Consider the following 16,847-nt stretch of genomic DNA (forward strand, 5'->3'; position numbering starts at 1 on the left):
CGTTGAGTGGGCGGCGCGTTGAGTGGGCGGCGCGTTGAGTGGGCGGCGCGCTGAGTGGGCGGCGCGCTGAGTGGGCCGCGTATTGAGTGGGCGGCGCGTTGAGTGGGCGGCGCGTTGAGTCGGCGGCGCGTTGAGTCGGCGGCGCGTTGAGTCGGCGGCGCGTTGAGTGGGCCGCGCAGTGAGTGGGCAGCGCGTTGAGTCGGCGCGCGTTGAGTTGGCCGGGCGCTGGATCCGACTCGCTGTGCTGACACGATCGGCCCGGTCGCGGTCACCGTGGGGGCGGCGGGCAGCGCCGGGTGCGGCGGCTCCACCGGGACCGGCAGTGCGGATTCGATCCCGGTGCTCGGCAACCTGCTCAGCGCGCTCGGGCTCTGAACCCGAACCTCTTCTTGCTCAGGGGTTTTCGTAGGTCCCGTCCAGACGCGCGCGTCCGATGACGTGGCCCGTGATCGCCGCGATCGTCTGGTCGAGGGTGAAACTCGCCGGTAGATCCGGGGCATGGTCGAGGGCGAAGAGCTGGAAGACGTACGAGTGCGGTCCGTGCGAGCGGATCGGCATCGGGCCTGCCCAGCCGCGTCGGCCGAGCGGGCCTTTGCCATGCCGTAGGTGCGGGATCGGGCTCGGGTCGGCGAGGGCGTTGTCCGGGAGTGCGCGCAGTTCCGGATCGATGCCGACGGTCAGGGCATGTGTGGCCGGTTTGCCCATGGGAACATCGGGATCCTGCGCGACGAGCACGAGTTCGACTGTGCCGGAAGGGGGTTCGGTCCAGGCCAGCGCCGGGGAGACATTCGCGCCGAACATCCGACCGCGATATTCGATCGGTATGGGCGTCTCGTGGGCGAAGGCGGGACTGGTCAGGGTGAAGTTCTCCGGAGCCTGAAGTTCGGGGTGGGCCCACACCAGGGTGTGGTGACCGGCACGCCGATTGCGCAGGGCAACGCCGAGGGGATTCGCGGGCATGAAGCGATACTCCTCCTTCACGTCGACACGCGCACACCGGCTCCCTGTGCTATCGGCAACCCATACTGCTTGCTGGTTCCCGCCGCGCACCGGTTCACACTCGCGACCCAGCGCACCTCGTCGGTTCGTTTGCTCACCGACTCGCGCAGTTCGCACGTTCAGCCGCTCACCGGCTGACGCTGTTCGCCGCCTGCGGTTCCGGCGATGTGCCGCGGCCGTGCTCGCTGGCCGCGAAGGCTCGCGCTATCAGCGGGCGCGCGAGCCGCGATTGCAGGGCGCGCATTATCCAGGCGTTGACGCGGATGCCGAGGGCCGAGTTGGGTGCCGCTGCGGCGATGCGGCCGGGTGGGAGTTGTTGTGCGGCAGACACTCTGGGACGCATGGACGATTCGAATGCGGCCAGCGCGGCGGGCAGGCGGCCGAGGTCGTGGACGACGTTGGAGGTTCGCAGTGCCGCCGCCAGTTCGTCCGCGCCACGCAGGGCCAGGGCGGTGCCGAGGCCGCTGAGCGGGCTGGCGCACCATGCGCTGTCGCCGAGCAGGACCACGCGGCCGTCGCGCCAGGTGGGCATGTGGATCTGGTCGAGGGTGTCCAGCGCGAAGTCGGGGGCTTCGCGGGCGGCGGTCAGAAATTCGGCGGTGCGCCAGCCGACATCGGCGAAAGTGCTTTCCAGCAAGGCGAATTGGGCTTCGCGGTCGCGATGTGCGGGCAGGGTTTCAGCGGCGAAGGTGAGGCCGATCTCCTGCTGCCCGGGGTGGCCGGGGCGCGCCACCACCGCGCGTCGGCCGGGGGAGTTGTGGATGAGCATCCAGCCGTCGAGCGTGGGCGTGCCGGGCCGTTCGGTGAGGGTGAACCAGGCGTGCGCCAGGCCGAGCGGTTCGCGGTAGTTCTCCTCGGGCCCGAAACGCAGTGCGCGAACCTGCGAATGCGTGCCGTCGGCACCGACGACCAGGTCGAATTCCTCCGGCTCGGCAGTGCGGAACCGCGCCCGGACGCCGCGCTCGGTGTCCTCCAGAGCCGTCACCGTCTCGCCGAAGAGGTGTCGCACGCCGGGCCCCGCCGCTTCGTGGATGATCCGCGCGAGGTCGCTGCGCAACAGTTCCTCCCGGGATACCAGCCCCCTGCCGTCGAACGCCTCCACCGGCATCGCCGCCAGCCGTCGCTCGTCGGCGTCGATCCACGCCGCGCCACGCTGCGGGACCAGGCATTCCAGGGCCTGTTCCAGTAATCCGTTTCGCCCCAACACTTCCCGGCAATCGCCGCGCAGGTCGACGGTCTGTCCGCCGGTGCGCGGAGCCGGGGCGATCTCCGCGACGGTCACCGCCCAGCCGTCGCGTTCGAGCAGCAGGGCAAGGGTGTCACCCGCGATTCCCCCGCCGACGATGAGTGCTCGTGCCATGGTCGTACCTCCCGCGCCACTGATGCGAACTTTTCGCATTTACGGTAACCTCGGCCCGCAACTAACGCAAATGCTTCGCGTTAATATGAGTCCATGCCCCAAGCAACCGGAGTGACCCGACCCGGCGGCCGCACCGCCCGCACCAGGGCGGCCGTCCACGCGGCCACCCGCGAGCTGCTCGCCGAATCCGCCGACGGCACCGTCGAAATCGCCGCCGTGGCAGCACGTTCGGGGGTGCACGTCGCCACCATCTACCGCCGGTGGCGCTCGGCCGAGGGGCTGATCATCGATACGATCGTCGCCGAATTGTCCACGCGCGCACCGCTTCCCGCGACCGGCGACCTGCGCGCGGACCTCCTGGTCTGGACCACGAATCTGCTGCGCGACGTCCGCGGCCCCAACTCCCTGGCCTTCCTGCGCGCCCTCACCCGCGCCGGAGGCACCGGCGAAACCGAACTGATCGACGCCGCGAAATTCCTCGAGCCGCGCGCCCGCGAAATCCAGGCCACCCTCGACGCCAGCGGCGCCACCGTCCTGGACGGCACCGACATCGTCGAACTCATCCTGTCCCCGACCTACATCCGCGCCCTGGTCTCCGCCCCCCTGGATCCGGATACCGACGCCCCGCGCCTGGTCGACAACGTCATCGCCGTCCGCGATCATCGGGCGCGCGCAGCTGAGCGCGGACCCATGCTGCGCCCGAACGCGATCACCAGCATGATGGGGGCATGTCTGAACGGGTAGGTGTATGCGCGGATTCCTGATTTTCCTGGTTGTGGTGGTGATTGCGCTGGTCGCCGGTGATCGGGTGGCGGTTGTGCTGGCGCAGAACGAGATCGGGGACAAGATCGCCGCCGAGTACGGGATGGCGAGTCGGCCGAGTGTGCGGATCGGCGGGTTTCCCTTCCTGACGCAGGCGGTGGCCGGGAAGTATCACGCCATCGAGGTGCACGCCGGGGATTGGACGGGCGAGAAGATCGCCGTGCACGACCTGGACGTCACGCTGACCGATCTGGCCGCGCCGCTGAGCGATGTGCTGCACGGCAATACCGCGAACATGGTGGCGGATTCGGCGTCGGCGACCGCCCGGGTGCCCTACGAGACGGTGCAGGGTTATGCCCCGTCGGGGGTGAAGTCGATTTCGTACGGCACGGACGGGATGCACGTCACCGGGACGTTCACGGTGGAGGGGCTGTCGGTGCCGGGCACGGTCGTGGTCACCGTCTCGCCGACCGCGAACGGTATCTCGGTCACCCCGATCTCGGTGCAGTCCGCGGTGGGCGGGCCCTCGCTGTCGCTGTCGCTGCTGCGCCGGACGCTGACCTTCGTGGTTCCCCTCCAGAAGTTGCCGCTGGGCGCGCGACTCACCGCGATCCAACCCGAGGCCGACGGTCTGCACGTCACCGCGGTCGCGCACAACGTGCACCTGTCCGAGGCGTCGGACAAGTAACCGGCTGGTTCCGTGCACCGGACGAGCCCTGATGTCCGGTCAGCGGGACTCTGTCGCCGAACTGCTGGACGAGTGTCTAAACAGCTGTATCATGCAGATGTCTCCATGGCACGCCGGGCGGGACGCGGGATTCGCGCGGTCCGCGCGTGCGATGGACCCTCGATCCGAGTTCGTCCCGATCGTCGCGTCCAGCCGCGCGTCGATCCCGATCGTGAAAGCAGTGTGACGATGAAGACACAAGGCGCTCTCCTCTGGGAATTCAACCAGCCCTGGTCGATCGAGGAGATCGAGATCGGCGAGCCGCGCCGCCGCGAGGTGAAGGTGCGGATGGAGGCGGCCGGCATGTGCCACTCCGACCATCACCTGGTCACCGGCGGTATTCCGATGGCAGGTTTCCCGGTGCTGGGCGGGCACGAGGGTGCCGGTGTGATCGAAGAGGTCGGGCCGGACGTGGAGGATCTCGCGGTCGGCGACCACGTCGTGCTGTCGTTCATCCCGTCGTGCGGTAAGTGCCCGTCGTGTCAGGCCGGTCTGCGCAACCTGTGCGATCTGGGTGCGCTGCTGCTGGCCGGTACCTCGGTCAGCGACGGCACGCACCGGGTCACCGCGCGCGGTAAGGACGTCTTCCCGATGACGCTGCTGGGCACGTTCGCGCCGTATGCGGTGGTGCATCAGAGCTCGGTGGTGAAGATCGATCCGTCGGTCCCGTTCGAGGTCGCCTGCCTGGTCGGCTGCGGTGTCACCACCGGCTACGGCTCGGCCACCCGCGCCGCGGACATCCGTCCCGGTGAGGACGTCGCGGTCATCGGCATCGGCGGCCTGGGCATCGCGGCCCTGCAGGGCGCGGTGCACTGCGGCGCGCGCTACATCTTCGCGGTCGACCCGGTCGAGTGGAAACGCGAGCAGGCGTTGAAGTTCGGCGCCACCCACGCCTACGCCACCATCGAGGAAGCCACCGCCGCCTGCGCCGAGATCACCGCGGGCGGAATGGCCAAGAAGGTCGTCGTCACCGTCGGCGAGGCACACGGCCGCGACATCGACACCTGGCTCGGCATCACCGCCAAGGCCGGCACCTGCGTCGTCACCGCCATGGGCAACCTCGTGGAGAACGAGGCCACCCTGAACCTCGCCATGCTCTCCCTACTCCAGAAACGCTTGCAGGGCACCATCTTCGGCGGCGGCAACCCCCACTACGACATCCCGCAACTGCTCTCGATGTACAAAGCGGGCAAGCTGAACCTCGACGACATGGTCACCCGCCAGTACCGCCTCGACCAGATCAACGAGGGCTACCAGGACATGTTGGACGGCAAGAACATCCGCGGCGTCATCCGCTTCACCGACGCGGATCGCTGACCGGGACAGGGGTTTCCGCCTGCGTCGCGGCGTATGCGGAAACCTCTCGGGCGGGTTCGGATGATGGATCGAGCCGTCTCGGCTGTCGCCGGGTCGCCCATCGCGGCCGACATGCTCGGAAGATCGTTGCTACCGGATATCGGGACGGCTATCGGCAAGGATTTCTGTACGTTGCTTCCGGTAAATATTTCGACCATTCGGGGGGAGTCAGAGTCGAGGCTGAGTCGCGGCAGAGTGCGCTGGTGATTTTGTCGATATCTACGGAACTGGCCGGTGCCGACATGTTGCCGGACTCGCCTTGAGACGACCCCAGCGGGTCCGCCCATTCCAGCACCGTGCCATCCGAGCTGATGGTGATCGCAGATGCGATTCCGGCGCGCCGCACAACCTGAATCGATATGACGGGCCCAGTCCCGGCCATGCGAGTTGCCCCGGACGACCCGGCTGTGCCAGCTGCCGGAATGATGCTGTACGAATCGCCTAATTCTTCCGACAATCCACCGTTCCGATAACCGGACAGCATCCATTGAGCCGCCAGCGAATCACCGCTGTCGAATAACCGCAAGGCAGTGGTGGCAACACGAATCTCGCCCCCCGCTGTTTCACCACCGTTCGAATAATCGATGTCGATATTCAGCTTCGTTTTGTTCCGTGTATCATAACCGGCATATCGCAACTTTCTCGTTGCGGCATCGACAACCAGAACATCCACCCCCGCGAGTATTGCCAGATCGTTCCGCACCGTGAATTGAATCGTGCGGATGACCGGCCCATCGGGAACAACTCCCACGACCCCGAGGTCGCGCTGGGTGCGTTGACCGAGCCACACCTCGCCGACCGCGTCACCGGCCGCGATATACGCGCCATCGGCACTGTATTCGACTGCTGTCACCCTCCCCCGCAGTGCGACGGAGGAAGACTGGCCCCGTACTTCGCCCGCGGCGGTGATCGGCAACCGCACGACACCGCTGTCGGTCGCGGCCGCCAGCTCCGCACCATCGGGCGACCATGCCAGCGAATTCACCACGCGGGCACCCGGCAGGGACGCGATGCGCATCGGAATGCGATCGGCATGCCCGACATCCCACAATGTGACTCCATTACGAGTACCGACAGCAAGCCGGGTAGTTCCGGGCTCGAACGCCAGGGCCGTCACTTCCTCCGGAATCGTGGTCGCCGGATATGACCCTGTGCGCGGCTGGGCGCTGTCGAGCACGACAATCGTGCCGTTGCGGTAGGCAACGGCCAGAATCGCGCCGTCGGTGGTGAGCGAAGACATCGCCGGATCCGGTGCGAGCAGGGTGCGCCGCGGTGCGCCCGCGCTCTGTGCCAACGCTTGGCGCGCTTCGTCGGTCGCCGCGATTCGGTAGCCCGCGAAGGCCAGCTGCTGACTCAGCGCGGGCTGGGTTTCACGCAACTGGGTGGCGCGGAACGCCGCGAGCCGCGAGGCCGCCACATCACGTTGATGGTTCGCTTGGTTTCGTGCCCACAGGGCAACGCCGGTGACGGCGGTCAATGCGACTACCAGTACGAGCAGAGTGCCGACGAAGGCGCGCCGCTGGAGTGTCCGGCGGTTTTCGGATCGGGTTGCGGCGGTGAGGAATTCGGTGGCGGTGGGGTCGGCTTCGATGGGGTCTCGGTCGGCGGGGATGGCGCGGTCTCGGATGGCGGCCAGTTGGGTGCCGCGATAGAGGAAGGCGGGGTCGGAGCCGGATTGCCGCCAGATTCGGCTGTCGGCGATGAAACGTTGACTGCGATGCAGCCACTCTCGGTCGGTGTCTATCCACTCTCGCAGGCGGGGCCATTCCCGCAGGAGGGCCTCGTGCGAGAGGCGAATGGTGTCGCGGTCGACGGTGATCAGGCGGGCTTCGACCAAGCAGGACACCATGTTCCGGGCGGTGTCGGGGTCGATGCCGTGAGTGAGGGTGGCGTGATCGGCGGGTTGGGCGGTGTCGGCGTCGCCGTCCACGCCGACGCGGATCAGGCGGGGCAGCATCATGCGCAGGGCGTGTCGGCCTGCGGTGTCGGCATCGGTGTAGACGGCTTCGGCGGACTGCCTGATGGCGGAGGCGATTCCGCCGGTGTCGCGGTAGCCGGCGACCGTGAGCCGGTTGCCGTCGCGGCGAGTCCACGTGGACAGCATGGCGTGCGAGAGCAGGGGCAGAGCTGCGGCTGCCGCGGTGGAGTCCTGGCCGAGGTCGTTGAGGATGACGTCGGTGAGGCCGTCGGTGAGGGTCCAGCCGTTGCCGCTGGCGGGCTTCTCGATCGCCTCGCGCAGTTCGGCCCGGGTCATGGGATCGATGAGGATCTGGTGATTGCGCAGTGCCGCAACGAGTTCGGGGTGGGTGGCCGCGTGACCGTAGAAGTCGGCACGTAACGCGGTCAGCACGAGTACACGTGATGCGGCGTGGGCACGTGGCGCGGCGTCAGCACCTGACGCAACATCAGTACGCGGCCCACCATCAGCACGCGGCGCAGTATCGACGCGCGGCGCGGCGAGGGCGTTCAACGCGGTGAGGAAGGCGGTGCGATCGGCGCGGGAAGCGCCGAGGGTGAACAGTTCCTCGAGCTGGTCGACGATCAGGACCAGCGTGCTCTCGGGACGATCTGCGAGGAGTCGATCGGCAAATTCGACGATCTGCTCGGGGTCATGCTCGATCATGTCGCGCGCGTCGGGTGCGTCGAGGGCGTTGGCCAGACGTTGCAGCGGATCGGCGCCGGGCGTGCATCGACGGATCGGTGAACCCGCCGACTCCGCGAGCCCCGGCAGGCCTCGATCACGCACTGCTGCAATGAATCCCGCATTCAGCAGCGAGGTTTTGCCCGAGCCGGAGGCGCCGACGAGCACCCGCGGAGCGCCGTCGCGGACCGCCGCCGACATCTCGGTGAGCAGTACCTCTAGCATCGCGTCACGGCCGAAGAACATGCCCGCGTCCTCGGGACCGAACGACGCCAGCCCGGGATACGGGGAACGCCCCGGAACCGGTTCTCGTGCAGGCTCTTCCGACGTCGCGGCGGCCGGGTTCGGAGCGATGACGAGTTCTCCGGAGCGGTCGCCGACATTGATGCGCGGCAGCGGGCCCTTCTGGGTTTCGCGGAGCAGACGGTGTAATCCGGAGGCGAGTGTGTTCAAGGTCAGCCAGGCCGGTTCCCGGGGATCACCTTGTTCGAGCAGTCGCAGCAGGGCTCCGGTGAAGGCGGTGTGGCGTTGGCCGGCCGGCGCCGAGGCCAGGTGTTCCGCGGAAGCGATCAAGGAGCGGCCGTGCGCGCCGCTGGCGAACTCCCGGATCGAGGCGGTGTCGGCATCCAATGTGGCGATCCCGGAGAAACAGCAGTCCAGGATCACCGCCACCGCCGGTGCCCGGCATCGCTGCACCGCCTGGGCGAGCGCACCGAACGACAGTGCTTGGTGCGCGGCCAAACCCGGTACCAGTTCACCGGTTTCGACCGCGGCCAAGAACAGTTCACCGCCCGGCCCCCGCAGACCGTGACCGATGAAATAGACCACAAGCACCGATCGCGCGCGGGCGGCCTCCTCGGCGATCGCCGCGGCCATCGTGCGCGCATCCGGCGGATTCAGGACCCCGACCACGTTTTCCGGTGCGGCACCGCATCGTTCGACGAACGCCGCCCGCAGATCGTCGTATGTCCGTGCCACGGTCGGCAGCGGCGGCAGCGCCGCATCGGTGTGAGTTGCGGTGGCCAACACCAGGATTCGGACGCCGTCGCCCGACAGGTCGGTCATCGGTCGAGTGGTGGCCGCTGCTCCGGATCGAGGGTGTGCAGCAGCGTGGTGGTCAGTTCCTGCAAACCTTCGGAGTCCAGGGAACTGACCCCGCGCGCATCCAGATCCACGGTCTTTCCGTCCTCGCCCCGCACCGAGATCCGCACGCTCGCACGCCGACTCCGCAACCAGGCGATGATCATGCTCGCGGTCACTGCCGCCGCACCGCCGGGCGCGAGCACGATCTGCAGCGCCTCGAGCGTGGGCCCCATCGCCTCGGGGCCCGGCGGTCTCGATTGCGGGTGCACACAACCACGCAGCTCATCGGTATCGGAGAGATACTCGTCCAGGTCGCGCAGTTCCTCGGGATCGTCGCCAAGGATGAACACCCTCAACCCCCACTTATGATCGGGCACCGACAGAGCACGGTGCGGCACACCATTTTTCGCATACGTTACCTCGGCAGAGTTTCGTGCACGCGGAATCCGCCACCCGAGCTCGGCGGAGTACACGGCTGAGCGCCATTCGTGTGCGGATCGTCGGCGTGCCCACGACCCCGTGGCTGTGTCATGGGCACCGCTCGCTCGATGACGCGTCACCCAGGGGCTCGACGAACGGGCGAGCGGGACCGTGAACCCGATCCTGCTGCCGACCGCTACGACGCGACAGTTGTCGGGGCCGAGGGGATTCGGGGGATGGTGAAGGGGAGGGATTCCCAGCCTCGGACTGTGGAGGTGGGGGAGAGGGTGAGGGTGGTGGGGTCGACTTCCCAGGTGGGGAAGTGGGTGAGGAGTTCTTCGAGGGCGATTCTGGTTTCGAGGCGGGCCAGGGCCGCGCCGAGGCAGAAGTGGGTGCCGAAGCCGAAGGTGCGGAGGTTGGTCATCTTGCGGTGGATGTCGAAGCGGTCGGGTTCGGACCAGCGGGCCTCGTCGCGGTTGGCGGAGGCGACCAGGAGGGTGATGGCGCTGCCCGAAGGGATTGTGGTGCCGCGGATTTCGACGTCGGTGGTGACGTAGCGGGCGATCGAGTGGCCGGTGGGTTCGAAGCGCAGGGTTTCTTCGATGGCGTTCGGGATCAGGCGGGGGTCGGCGACGAGTTCGGCGCGCTGCTCGGGGAAACGGGCAAGTAGCGAGCCCAGCCAGCCGATCAGACGAGCGGTGGTCTCGTTGCCCGCGCCCGCGACGACCGAGATGTAGGTCAGGATTTCCTCGCGGGTGAGGGTTCGCCGAATCCCTTGCGTGTCTTCGAATTCCGCGTGCAGCAACTCGGTCATCAGATCGTCCGAGGGATGTTCCGCGCGCCAGTCGATGTACTCCGCGAAGTGGTCGGTATGCGGAATCGCGCGGTCGACCTGCATCTGCTGACCGGGTTCGGTACGCAGGTCGGCGTCGGCGCGGTCGCGCACGGCCTGCTGATCGGTCTCCGGAATGCCGAGCAACATGCCGATCACCCGCATCGGCACCTCGTTCGCGAACTCCGTCATCAGATCGAAGTGGTCCAGACCCGCCAGCCGCTCCAGCGACCGCACGCACATCTGCCGGATCTGTGGTTCCAGCGACAACACCCGACGCGGCGTGAACACCCGCACCAGCAGCGACCGGTGAATGTCGTGCGCGGGCGGATCCTCCATCAGCAGCGTCCCCGGCGGAATCTCCACCCCCGCCTTGATGATCTCCAGGATCGGGCCGCGTGAGGAGGAGAACGTCTGCCAGTCCAGGAGCGCCTGATCGATATCGTCATGCCTGCTCAACGCATAGAAATCATGCTTGTCGTTGTAGTAGACCGGCGCCTCGGCCCGCAGCCGCCGATAGACCGGATACGGATCGGCGGCGATGTCACGATCCCAGGGATCCCAGTAGACCGGCGCTGTACCCACGTGACACTCCTCTGCTTCTCCGGAGAGGCATTCACTGCTCTCTTCGTCGAGTAACTAAGTTACCATCACTGAAAAGTCGTAGATGCAGATTTGAGAGTCATATTCTCACTCGCGCGGGCCCTCCGGCTCACTCGGCCGGTGCGGTCGTGATCAGTCGTCTGGTGGAGCGGCGGAACGCCCAGATGATCACCAGGACGGTCAATGCCGTCAGTGGAGTGCCCATGGCGATCTTCGCGACGGCCAGGGGGCCGGTCGCGTCGGCGAGATAGAGCCATTGCATCACCGCGAAACGGGCCGCGAAGACGAATGTCGCTGCGAGAGTGGCGATATCGTGCGCGAGCAGGGTTGGGCGGTCCGCGCGCCACGGATGCTTGCCGCCGTGTACGGCGTTCCAGGCGATCCCGGTCAGTGGGCGACGCGCCAGCAGGGAGATCAGTGTGACGATGCCGCAGAGCAGCGCCGCCCAGATCCCGATCACGAAGAAATCGCTCGCCGACCCGGTCCAAGCCGCGATACCACCGGCGACCGCGACACCCGCCAGACCGCCGACCGCCGAGGACAAACGTTCGCCGCGCTTGATCCGCCATCCAGTGAGCACCAGGCCGACTCCGAGCGCGACGCCGATCGCGATCGGCAACGCGCAGAAGGCATTTGCGGTGACGAAGGCGATCACCGGCAGCGCGGTGTACACCATCCCCGAGATCCCGCCCACCCCCTCGAGCAGTGCGGTGTTGAGGTCGACGGCGCGGCCGGGTTCGGCCGGAGCGTGGTCGTCGGTGTTGTTGCGATCGGTCCTGTTCATCACGTTCTCCCCGGATCTGTGCGAGCGACGCCTCCAGGAAAAGCCGTGCCGCTGCGGCATACTCAAGCCCGGCGGCGAATGATCCGGATCACGTCCGCCACTGTCCCGTGCGGGAGCACTTCACTGTGCCGCGACGGCATGGTTTCTACTGAGGTCCTCGGCGCGACCGCGTCGATACGAGTCGCTGTCGGAACGAGGTTGCGCGTCATGGCCTGGAGCACCCGGGAGATCGCCGAACTCGCCGGCACCAGCCTGCGAGCGGTCCGGCACTATCACGAGGTCGGCCTGCTCGACGAGCCCGAACGTCGCGCCAATGGTTACAAGCAGTACGGCGTCGCGCACCTGGTTCGGCTGCTGCGCATCAAACGCCTTGTGGACCTGGGTTTCTCGCTGTCGCAGATCGCCGCGATGGGCGATGACGACGATCATCCCGAGCAGGCGTTGCGCACCCTCGACGCCGAACTGGCCGCGACGATCGAACGCCTGCAACGGGTTCGGGTCGAACTCGGCCTCATCCTGAGCCGCTCCACGCCCACGGATCTGCCGCCCGACTTCGCCCCGGCGGCCGCGGGAGCCGAGATGTCCGAGGCGGATCGATCGTTCACGGTGGTCATGACCAGGGTGCTGGGCCCGGAGGGGATGCGGACCTACGCGGATATGTTGCAGCACAACTCCGTCCCCGCTGCCGCGGCCGAGGAGTTCGGTGCGTTGCCCGCAGACGCCGACGAACGAACCCGCGCCGAACTGGCGCAGCGGTTACTGCCCATGGTCAGCGCGCTGTTCGCCGAACATCCGGGCCTGAACACGCTGGCGTCGGATGCGCCGCGCGGTGCGCGGTTCGCCGAGCAGACGGTCGCCAAGGCCCTGGTCGACGTCTACAACCGCGCCCAACTCGATGTGCTGTACCGCACCCACATCCTGCTCAACACGCCGCCGGACCCCGAGGACTGATACGACCGCTACGCCGGATCCTCGACGCCCGGCCGGGGCGGCAGCATCGCGCGGGTCCACGGCTTGCCCTCGAACAGCCGCACGAAATCCTCGGCGAATTCGGCCAATTCGCGGTGGCCGAGGGTGATGCCCAGGCTGGATTCGTTGACCAGGGTCGCGCCGAGGCTGCTGATGGCGACCGACATCATCGCGGGGGACAGGGCGTCGATATCGAAGCCGCGGGCGCGCAGGATGACGGTCAGCGCGGTGAGCTGACTCTCCCGGTAGCGCTCGGCGTACGCGGCGATCTCGGTGCGAATCTCCTTGCGGTGGTTGGCCAATGCCATGAATTCCATCAGCAGTGCGGTGCCGCGCGCGTCGGTCGCGGTCTCCCACAGTGCGCGCATCGGATTCTCCGACGCCAGGGCCTTGCGCTGTCGTTCCAGGTTGGCCTCGGCGCCCTTGCGGAAGACGGCCAGGAACAGATCGTCCAGGGAGGGGAAGTAATAGTAGACCAGGGCGGGATTCACGCCGACCTTCGCCGCCACGCGCCGGGTGGTGGCCCCGGCGTAACCCTCTTCCAGCATGAGTTCGGCGGTCGCCTCGATCAGCTGATCGCGGGTGTCGGAATCCTCGCCGCGACGACGTTTGCGTGGTGCGCTCATCGAGCCTCCTCCAGGCAGGGGCCCGCTACCGCATACCGCTCGCTCATGTTGACGACTGTTCCGCCTTCGATCTGGGAGGTATGTGCTGCGGCGGCGCACCGTGCTGATTCATGGTCCAGCTGTCGCGCGAGCATGCTCACGGTCGTACTTCGTTGCCATTCGCGCCCGTTGTCCACGGCTCGGGCTATGTCGAGGGCACACTCGTGACCTTGCCTCGCCGATGTTCGGCTCCGTCGTGCGCGGATGCGTGGTGGCATTGCTATCTCGCCGACGCTCGCTACCGGTACCTGCGGCGTGCGCGGGGTTGACGGGGCATTCGCGGGCTCGCTCACATGACCGAATCTATCAACAGGTGGCTGCTCGGTTGTCCGGCGACGGGGGCCGAGAGTGCTAAGCGATCGTTTAAAAGTTGGGGATGTGGCGCGCTCTGTCTGTCGATGCTGGTGGGTGAACTTGCAGGTAGATCGTATGCAAAGCGCGAGATGGTGGCGCTGGCGATTGACATGATTCGACGATAAGTGTTAAACAGTTGTGGAGCAAGCGGCACCTGGAAGGCCGGTCGCGCAACCCCGCGACGGACTGTGACCGGATCCGCTCGGAGGTGCTCCAAAACTGTTGGAGTGCACAGTATTTCATCGCCATGGAGGTCGATGTGGTGGTTTCCGTCGAATGTCTCGAAGGTTCTGTGGGGAACCGAATATTGATCGACCGATTAACAAACGTGATGCCCCTCAATGTGTGCGCGGGGGCTGCTTCGCCGCAATCGGCCGGGAGCCTGATCGGGGTGGTTTCGAAATGACAAGTGCCGCAACAAAAACAGCGCGCACACGGCGCTCGGAGCTGGCAACCCCGGCCAGCAACGAGTCCATGTGTGCGGCGGCCGCCCGGTCGGACGCCGATCTGGTGTTCCTGGACCTCGAGGACGCCTGCGCACCGTCGGCGAAGGCGGACGCGCGGTCGATCGCGGTACGCGCGTTCACCGAACTGGACTGGGGCCGCACCACCCGCGCGATCCGCATCAACGGCCTGGACACGCCCTGGTGCCACGACGACCTGGTCGAGGTGGTCACCGGCGCGCGCGACCGCCTCGACGTGGTGATCGTCCCGAAGGCGCGCACCGCCCGCGACGTGTGGTGGGTGGATGTGCTGCTCACCCAGCTGGAACTCAAACTCGGCCTGTCCCACCGGATCGGGCTCGAGGTGCTGATCGAGGAGGCCGAGGGCCTGCTCAACGCCGCCGAGATCGCCACGGCCAGTCCACGTTTGGAGGCGATCATCTTCGGCGTCGGCGACCTGTCCGCATCCCTGCACGCCCGGGTCGGCGGCAATTTCCGCCCCGCCCCGGGGCAGTATCCGGGCGATTTCTGGCATGCCGAGCGGGTGCAGGTGCTCGCGGCGGGCCGCGCGGCCGGAATCGACGTGATCGACTCGCCGTATCCGGACTACGCCGACACCGACGGCTACCGCGCCGACGCCGCCCACGCCGCGGCCCTGGGCTTCGACGGGAAATGGGCCATCCACCCGAGTCAGGTGCCCCTCGCCAACGCGGTGTTCACCCCGACCGCCGCCGAAATCGACCATGCCCGAACGCTTGTCGACGGATATCGCAAGGCGCAGCGGGACGGCGTCGGCGCGATCGGACAGTCCGGTCAGCTCGTGGACGCCGGTCACCTCCGCCTCGCCGAGAACGTCCTGGCCAAGGCCGAACTCGCCCGGATCGACAGTGAGGCAGCGCGATGAGACCAGTCCTCACCGGGACGACACCTTCCGAGACGACATGCCTCCGGCACAGGCCCCCGGGGACGCCGTCTCATTTCAGTCCTCGAAGGACAAGCGACAAAAGCGTTCCCCGGAGGTCCCGGCCATGAAAGAAGGTAGTGCTATCAGCGATACGCGATACGCCGGACGCCTGGCGGGGAAGGTAGCGGTGATCACCGGGGCCGGATCCGGCATCGGCCGGGCCAGTGCGCTGCTGTTCGCCCGTGAGGGCGCGAAGGTGGTCTGCGCGGATATCAGTGGCCGACAGGACAAGACGGCCGCGGACATCGGCGAGGCTGCCGTGGCGGTGTCGGCGGATGTTTCGAAATCCGTTGAGGTGCAACGGATGATCGCCGCCGCGGTGGACTCGTTCGGCCGCCTGGACGTGCTGTTCAACAACGCCGGAATGAGCGGAAAGCGCGGCCCGCTAGCGGATTTGGACGAGGAGTCCTTCGACACCGTGGTCGCGGTGAACCTCAAGGGCGCGTATCTCGGCATGAAGTACGCGATCCCGGCCATGCTCGCCTCCGGCGGCGGCTCGGTGATCAATACCGCCTCGGCCTCGGCGCTGGTCGGCTGGCAGGGCATCGCGGCCTACGCCGCCGCGAAGGGCGGCATCGTGCAGCTCACCAAATCCGTTGCGCTGGACTACGCGACGCAGAACATCCGGGTGAACGCGATCTGCCCCGGCATGACCTGGACCGGACTGGCCGGCGCTCCCGAGGACGGCGAGCCGCCCACCGACGTGGTGCCGCCGCAGCCGATGAAGCGCTGGGGCAAGCCCATCGAATTGGCCTCGGCCGCACTGTTTCTCGCCAGCGACGAGGCGTCGTTCATCACCGGCGCCGCGATCCCGGTCGACGGCGGATACGTGGCCCGGTGAATGCGATGAGCAGACCCTTCCGCTTCGCGGTCCAGGCCACCAAGGCGACCTCGGCCGCCCAATGGCGCGCTGTGGCAACGCGTGTCGAGGACGCCGGATATTCCACGCTCTTCCTGGCAGACCACTATCTCGGCAAGGGTCCGGCCGCCCAGGCCGCGCGCTGGCCGGCGCAACATCTGGCCCCGATCGCGGCCATGGCCGTCGCGGCGGCGGTGACCAGCACGTTGCGGGTCGGCTGCCGGGTCTTCTGCGCCGACTACCACGTCCCGGGTGTGCTGATGAAGGAGGCGACCACCCTGGACCTGCTGTCCGACGGCCGCCTGGAATTCGGCATCGGCGGCGGCTGGAGCGAATCCGAATACCGGGCCATGGGTGTACCGTTCAACCCCGCGCCGCAACGTATTTCGAAGCTCGAAGAGGTCGTCGCACTGTTCAAGGCGCACTGTGCGGGCGAACAGCTGGACCTGGACGGCGAGTACGTCACCGCGCGCGACTACGCGGGACTGCCGCTGCCGGTACAGAAACCGCATCCGCCGATCATGATCGGCGGCGGCCGCAAACGCGTACTGTCCCTGGCCGGACGCGAGGCGGACATCGTCAGCATCAACAACGTCCCGTTCGACCCGGTCGACGGCGCGGGTCGCACCCCCCGACAGGAAGCCGTGCGGCGGTTGGGATTCGTGCGTGCCGGTGCAGGAGATCGCCTCGCGCACTTGGATATCGAGAGCTCGCCGTTCTTCACCGCGGTCACCGACGACCCGGCCGCGGCACTGGAGCGGATCGCCTCCATCCTGCGCGTCCCGGTCGGCGGACTCGGCGACCATCCCAACGTCCTGGTCGGCACGGTCGAACAGATCGCCGACCGGTTGCGCGAACGGCGAGAGCTGTTCGGGGCCAACTACATCAGCGTGCAGCAAGGCGAATTCGAGGCGTTCGCGCCCGTCGTCGCCGCCCTGGCGGGCACCTAGCGAGAGAAGGATCGACATGGTCAAACGTTCGCGCTACAGCGAATACAAGGATCGCTACCGGAACTACCGTTTCGAA

The 16,847-nt window shown here is 67.3% G+C and carries 14 protein-coding genes; 7 read left to right on the forward strand and 7 right to left on the reverse strand.

Going from position 1 to position 16,847, the window contains the following annotated elements; genetic code table 11:
* Window positions 1–393: 393 nt before the first annotated feature.
* Together NRB20_RS34715 and NRB20_RS34720 are read right to left on the reverse strand one after the other, a co-directional pair.
* Window positions 394–960 carry a YbhB/YbcL family Raf kinase inhibitor-like protein gene (locus NRB20_RS34715; protein WP_153415647.1) on the reverse strand — a complete coding sequence of 189 codons (567 nt, stop codon included), beginning with the start codon at window positions 958–960 and terminating at the stop codon, window positions 394–396.
* Window positions 961–1,126: 166 nt separating this feature from the next.
* Complete coding sequence (locus tag NRB20_RS34720; RefSeq protein ID WP_194290113.1) at window positions 1,127–2,359, reverse strand: FAD-dependent monooxygenase; 1,233 nt, start codon at window positions 2,357–2,359, stop codon at window positions 1,127–1,129.
* 93 nt (window positions 2,360–2,452) lie between these two features.
* Between NRB20_RS34720 and NRB20_RS34725 the strand changes: the two genes are divergently transcribed.
* The 3 genes from NRB20_RS34725 to NRB20_RS34735 all read left to right on the forward strand — a co-directional run bounded on the left by NRB20_RS34725 (window position 2,453) and on the right by NRB20_RS34735 (window position 5,165).
* Window positions 2,453–3,103 (forward strand): TetR-like C-terminal domain-containing protein, encoded by a 651-nt coding sequence (locus NRB20_RS34725; protein WP_153415649.1) that lies wholly within the window; start codon window positions 2,453–2,455, stop codon window positions 3,101–3,103.
* Between the two features lie 4 nt (window positions 3,104–3,107).
* Window positions 3,108–3,809, forward strand: coding sequence for an LmeA family phospholipid-binding protein (locus NRB20_RS34730; RefSeq protein WP_153415650.1), 702 nt, complete (start codon window positions 3,108–3,110; stop codon window positions 3,807–3,809).
* A 228-nt stretch (window positions 3,810–4,037) separates the two neighbouring features.
* Window positions 4,038–5,165: an NDMA-dependent alcohol dehydrogenase gene (locus NRB20_RS34735; RefSeq protein ID WP_153415651.1), complete on the forward strand. Its 1,128-nt coding sequence runs from the start codon at window positions 4,038–4,040 to the stop codon at window positions 5,163–5,165.
* Between the two features lie 148 nt (window positions 5,166–5,313).
* Here the strand turns inward: NRB20_RS34735 and NRB20_RS34740 are convergent, their stop codons facing one another.
* From NRB20_RS34740 to NRB20_RS34755, 4 genes are all read right to left on the reverse strand, one after another.
* Window positions 5,314–8,910 carry a caspase, EACC1-associated type gene (locus NRB20_RS34740; RefSeq protein WP_153415652.1) on the reverse strand — a complete coding sequence of 1,199 codons (3,597 nt, stop codon included), beginning with the start codon at window positions 8,908–8,910 and terminating at the stop codon, window positions 5,314–5,316.
* Window positions 8,907–9,305: an effector-associated constant component EACC1 gene (locus NRB20_RS34745; protein ID WP_194290114.1), complete on the reverse strand. Its 399-nt coding sequence runs from the start codon at window positions 9,303–9,305 to the stop codon at window positions 8,907–8,909. Before NRB20_RS34745 ends, NRB20_RS34740 begins: the two co-directional genes overlap by 4 nt.
* A 239-nt stretch (window positions 9,306–9,544) precedes the next feature.
* Window positions 9,545–10,765, reverse strand: coding sequence for a cytochrome P450 (locus NRB20_RS34750; protein WP_319945786.1), 1,221 nt, complete (start codon window positions 10,763–10,765; stop codon window positions 9,545–9,547).
* Between the two features lie 127 nt (window positions 10,766–10,892).
* Complete coding sequence (locus NRB20_RS34755; protein WP_153415654.1) at window positions 10,893–11,567, reverse strand: DUF3159 domain-containing protein; 675 nt, start codon at window positions 11,565–11,567, stop codon at window positions 10,893–10,895.
* Window positions 11,568–11,774: 207 nt separating this feature from the next.
* On the opposite strand from NRB20_RS34755, the gene NRB20_RS34760 reads away from it, so the two are divergent.
* Window positions 11,775–12,518 (forward strand): helix-turn-helix domain-containing protein, encoded by a 744-nt coding sequence (locus NRB20_RS34760; protein ID WP_153415655.1) that lies wholly within the window; start codon window positions 11,775–11,777, stop codon window positions 12,516–12,518.
* A gap of 8 nt (window positions 12,519–12,526) precedes the next feature.
* Here the strand turns inward: NRB20_RS34760 and NRB20_RS34765 are convergent, their stop codons facing one another.
* On the reverse strand, window positions 12,527–13,162 hold the full coding sequence (locus NRB20_RS34765) for a TetR/AcrR family transcriptional regulator (protein ID WP_153415656.1): 636 nt from the start codon (window positions 13,160–13,162) through the stop codon (window positions 12,527–12,529).
* A 795-nt stretch (window positions 13,163–13,957) separates the two neighbouring features.
* On the opposite strand from NRB20_RS34765, the gene NRB20_RS34770 reads away from it, so the two are divergent.
* The 3 genes from NRB20_RS34770 (at window position 13,958) to NRB20_RS34780 (ending at window position 16,771) form a co-directional block, all read left to right on the forward strand.
* Entirely contained in the window at window positions 13,958–14,902 is a 945-nt protein-coding gene (locus tag NRB20_RS34770) for an HpcH/HpaI aldolase/citrate lyase family protein (RefSeq protein WP_153415657.1), read from the forward strand.
* Window positions 14,903–15,026: 124 nt separating this feature from the next.
* Window positions 15,027–15,803: an SDR family NAD(P)-dependent oxidoreductase gene (locus NRB20_RS34775; RefSeq protein WP_153415658.1), complete on the forward strand. Its 777-nt coding sequence runs from the start codon at window positions 15,027–15,029 to the stop codon at window positions 15,801–15,803.
* A gap of 5 nt (window positions 15,804–15,808) precedes the next feature.
* Entirely contained in the window at window positions 15,809–16,771 is a 963-nt protein-coding gene (locus NRB20_RS34780) for a TIGR03621 family F420-dependent LLM class oxidoreductase (RefSeq protein WP_153415659.1), read from the forward strand.
* Window positions 16,772–16,847 lie beyond the last annotated feature (76 nt).

Origin of the sequence: Nocardia macrotermitis (assembly GCF_009604405.1) — a bacterium.
GTDB classification, from domain to species: Bacteria; Actinomycetota; Actinomycetes; order Mycobacteriales; family Mycobacteriaceae; genus Nocardia; species Nocardia macrotermitis.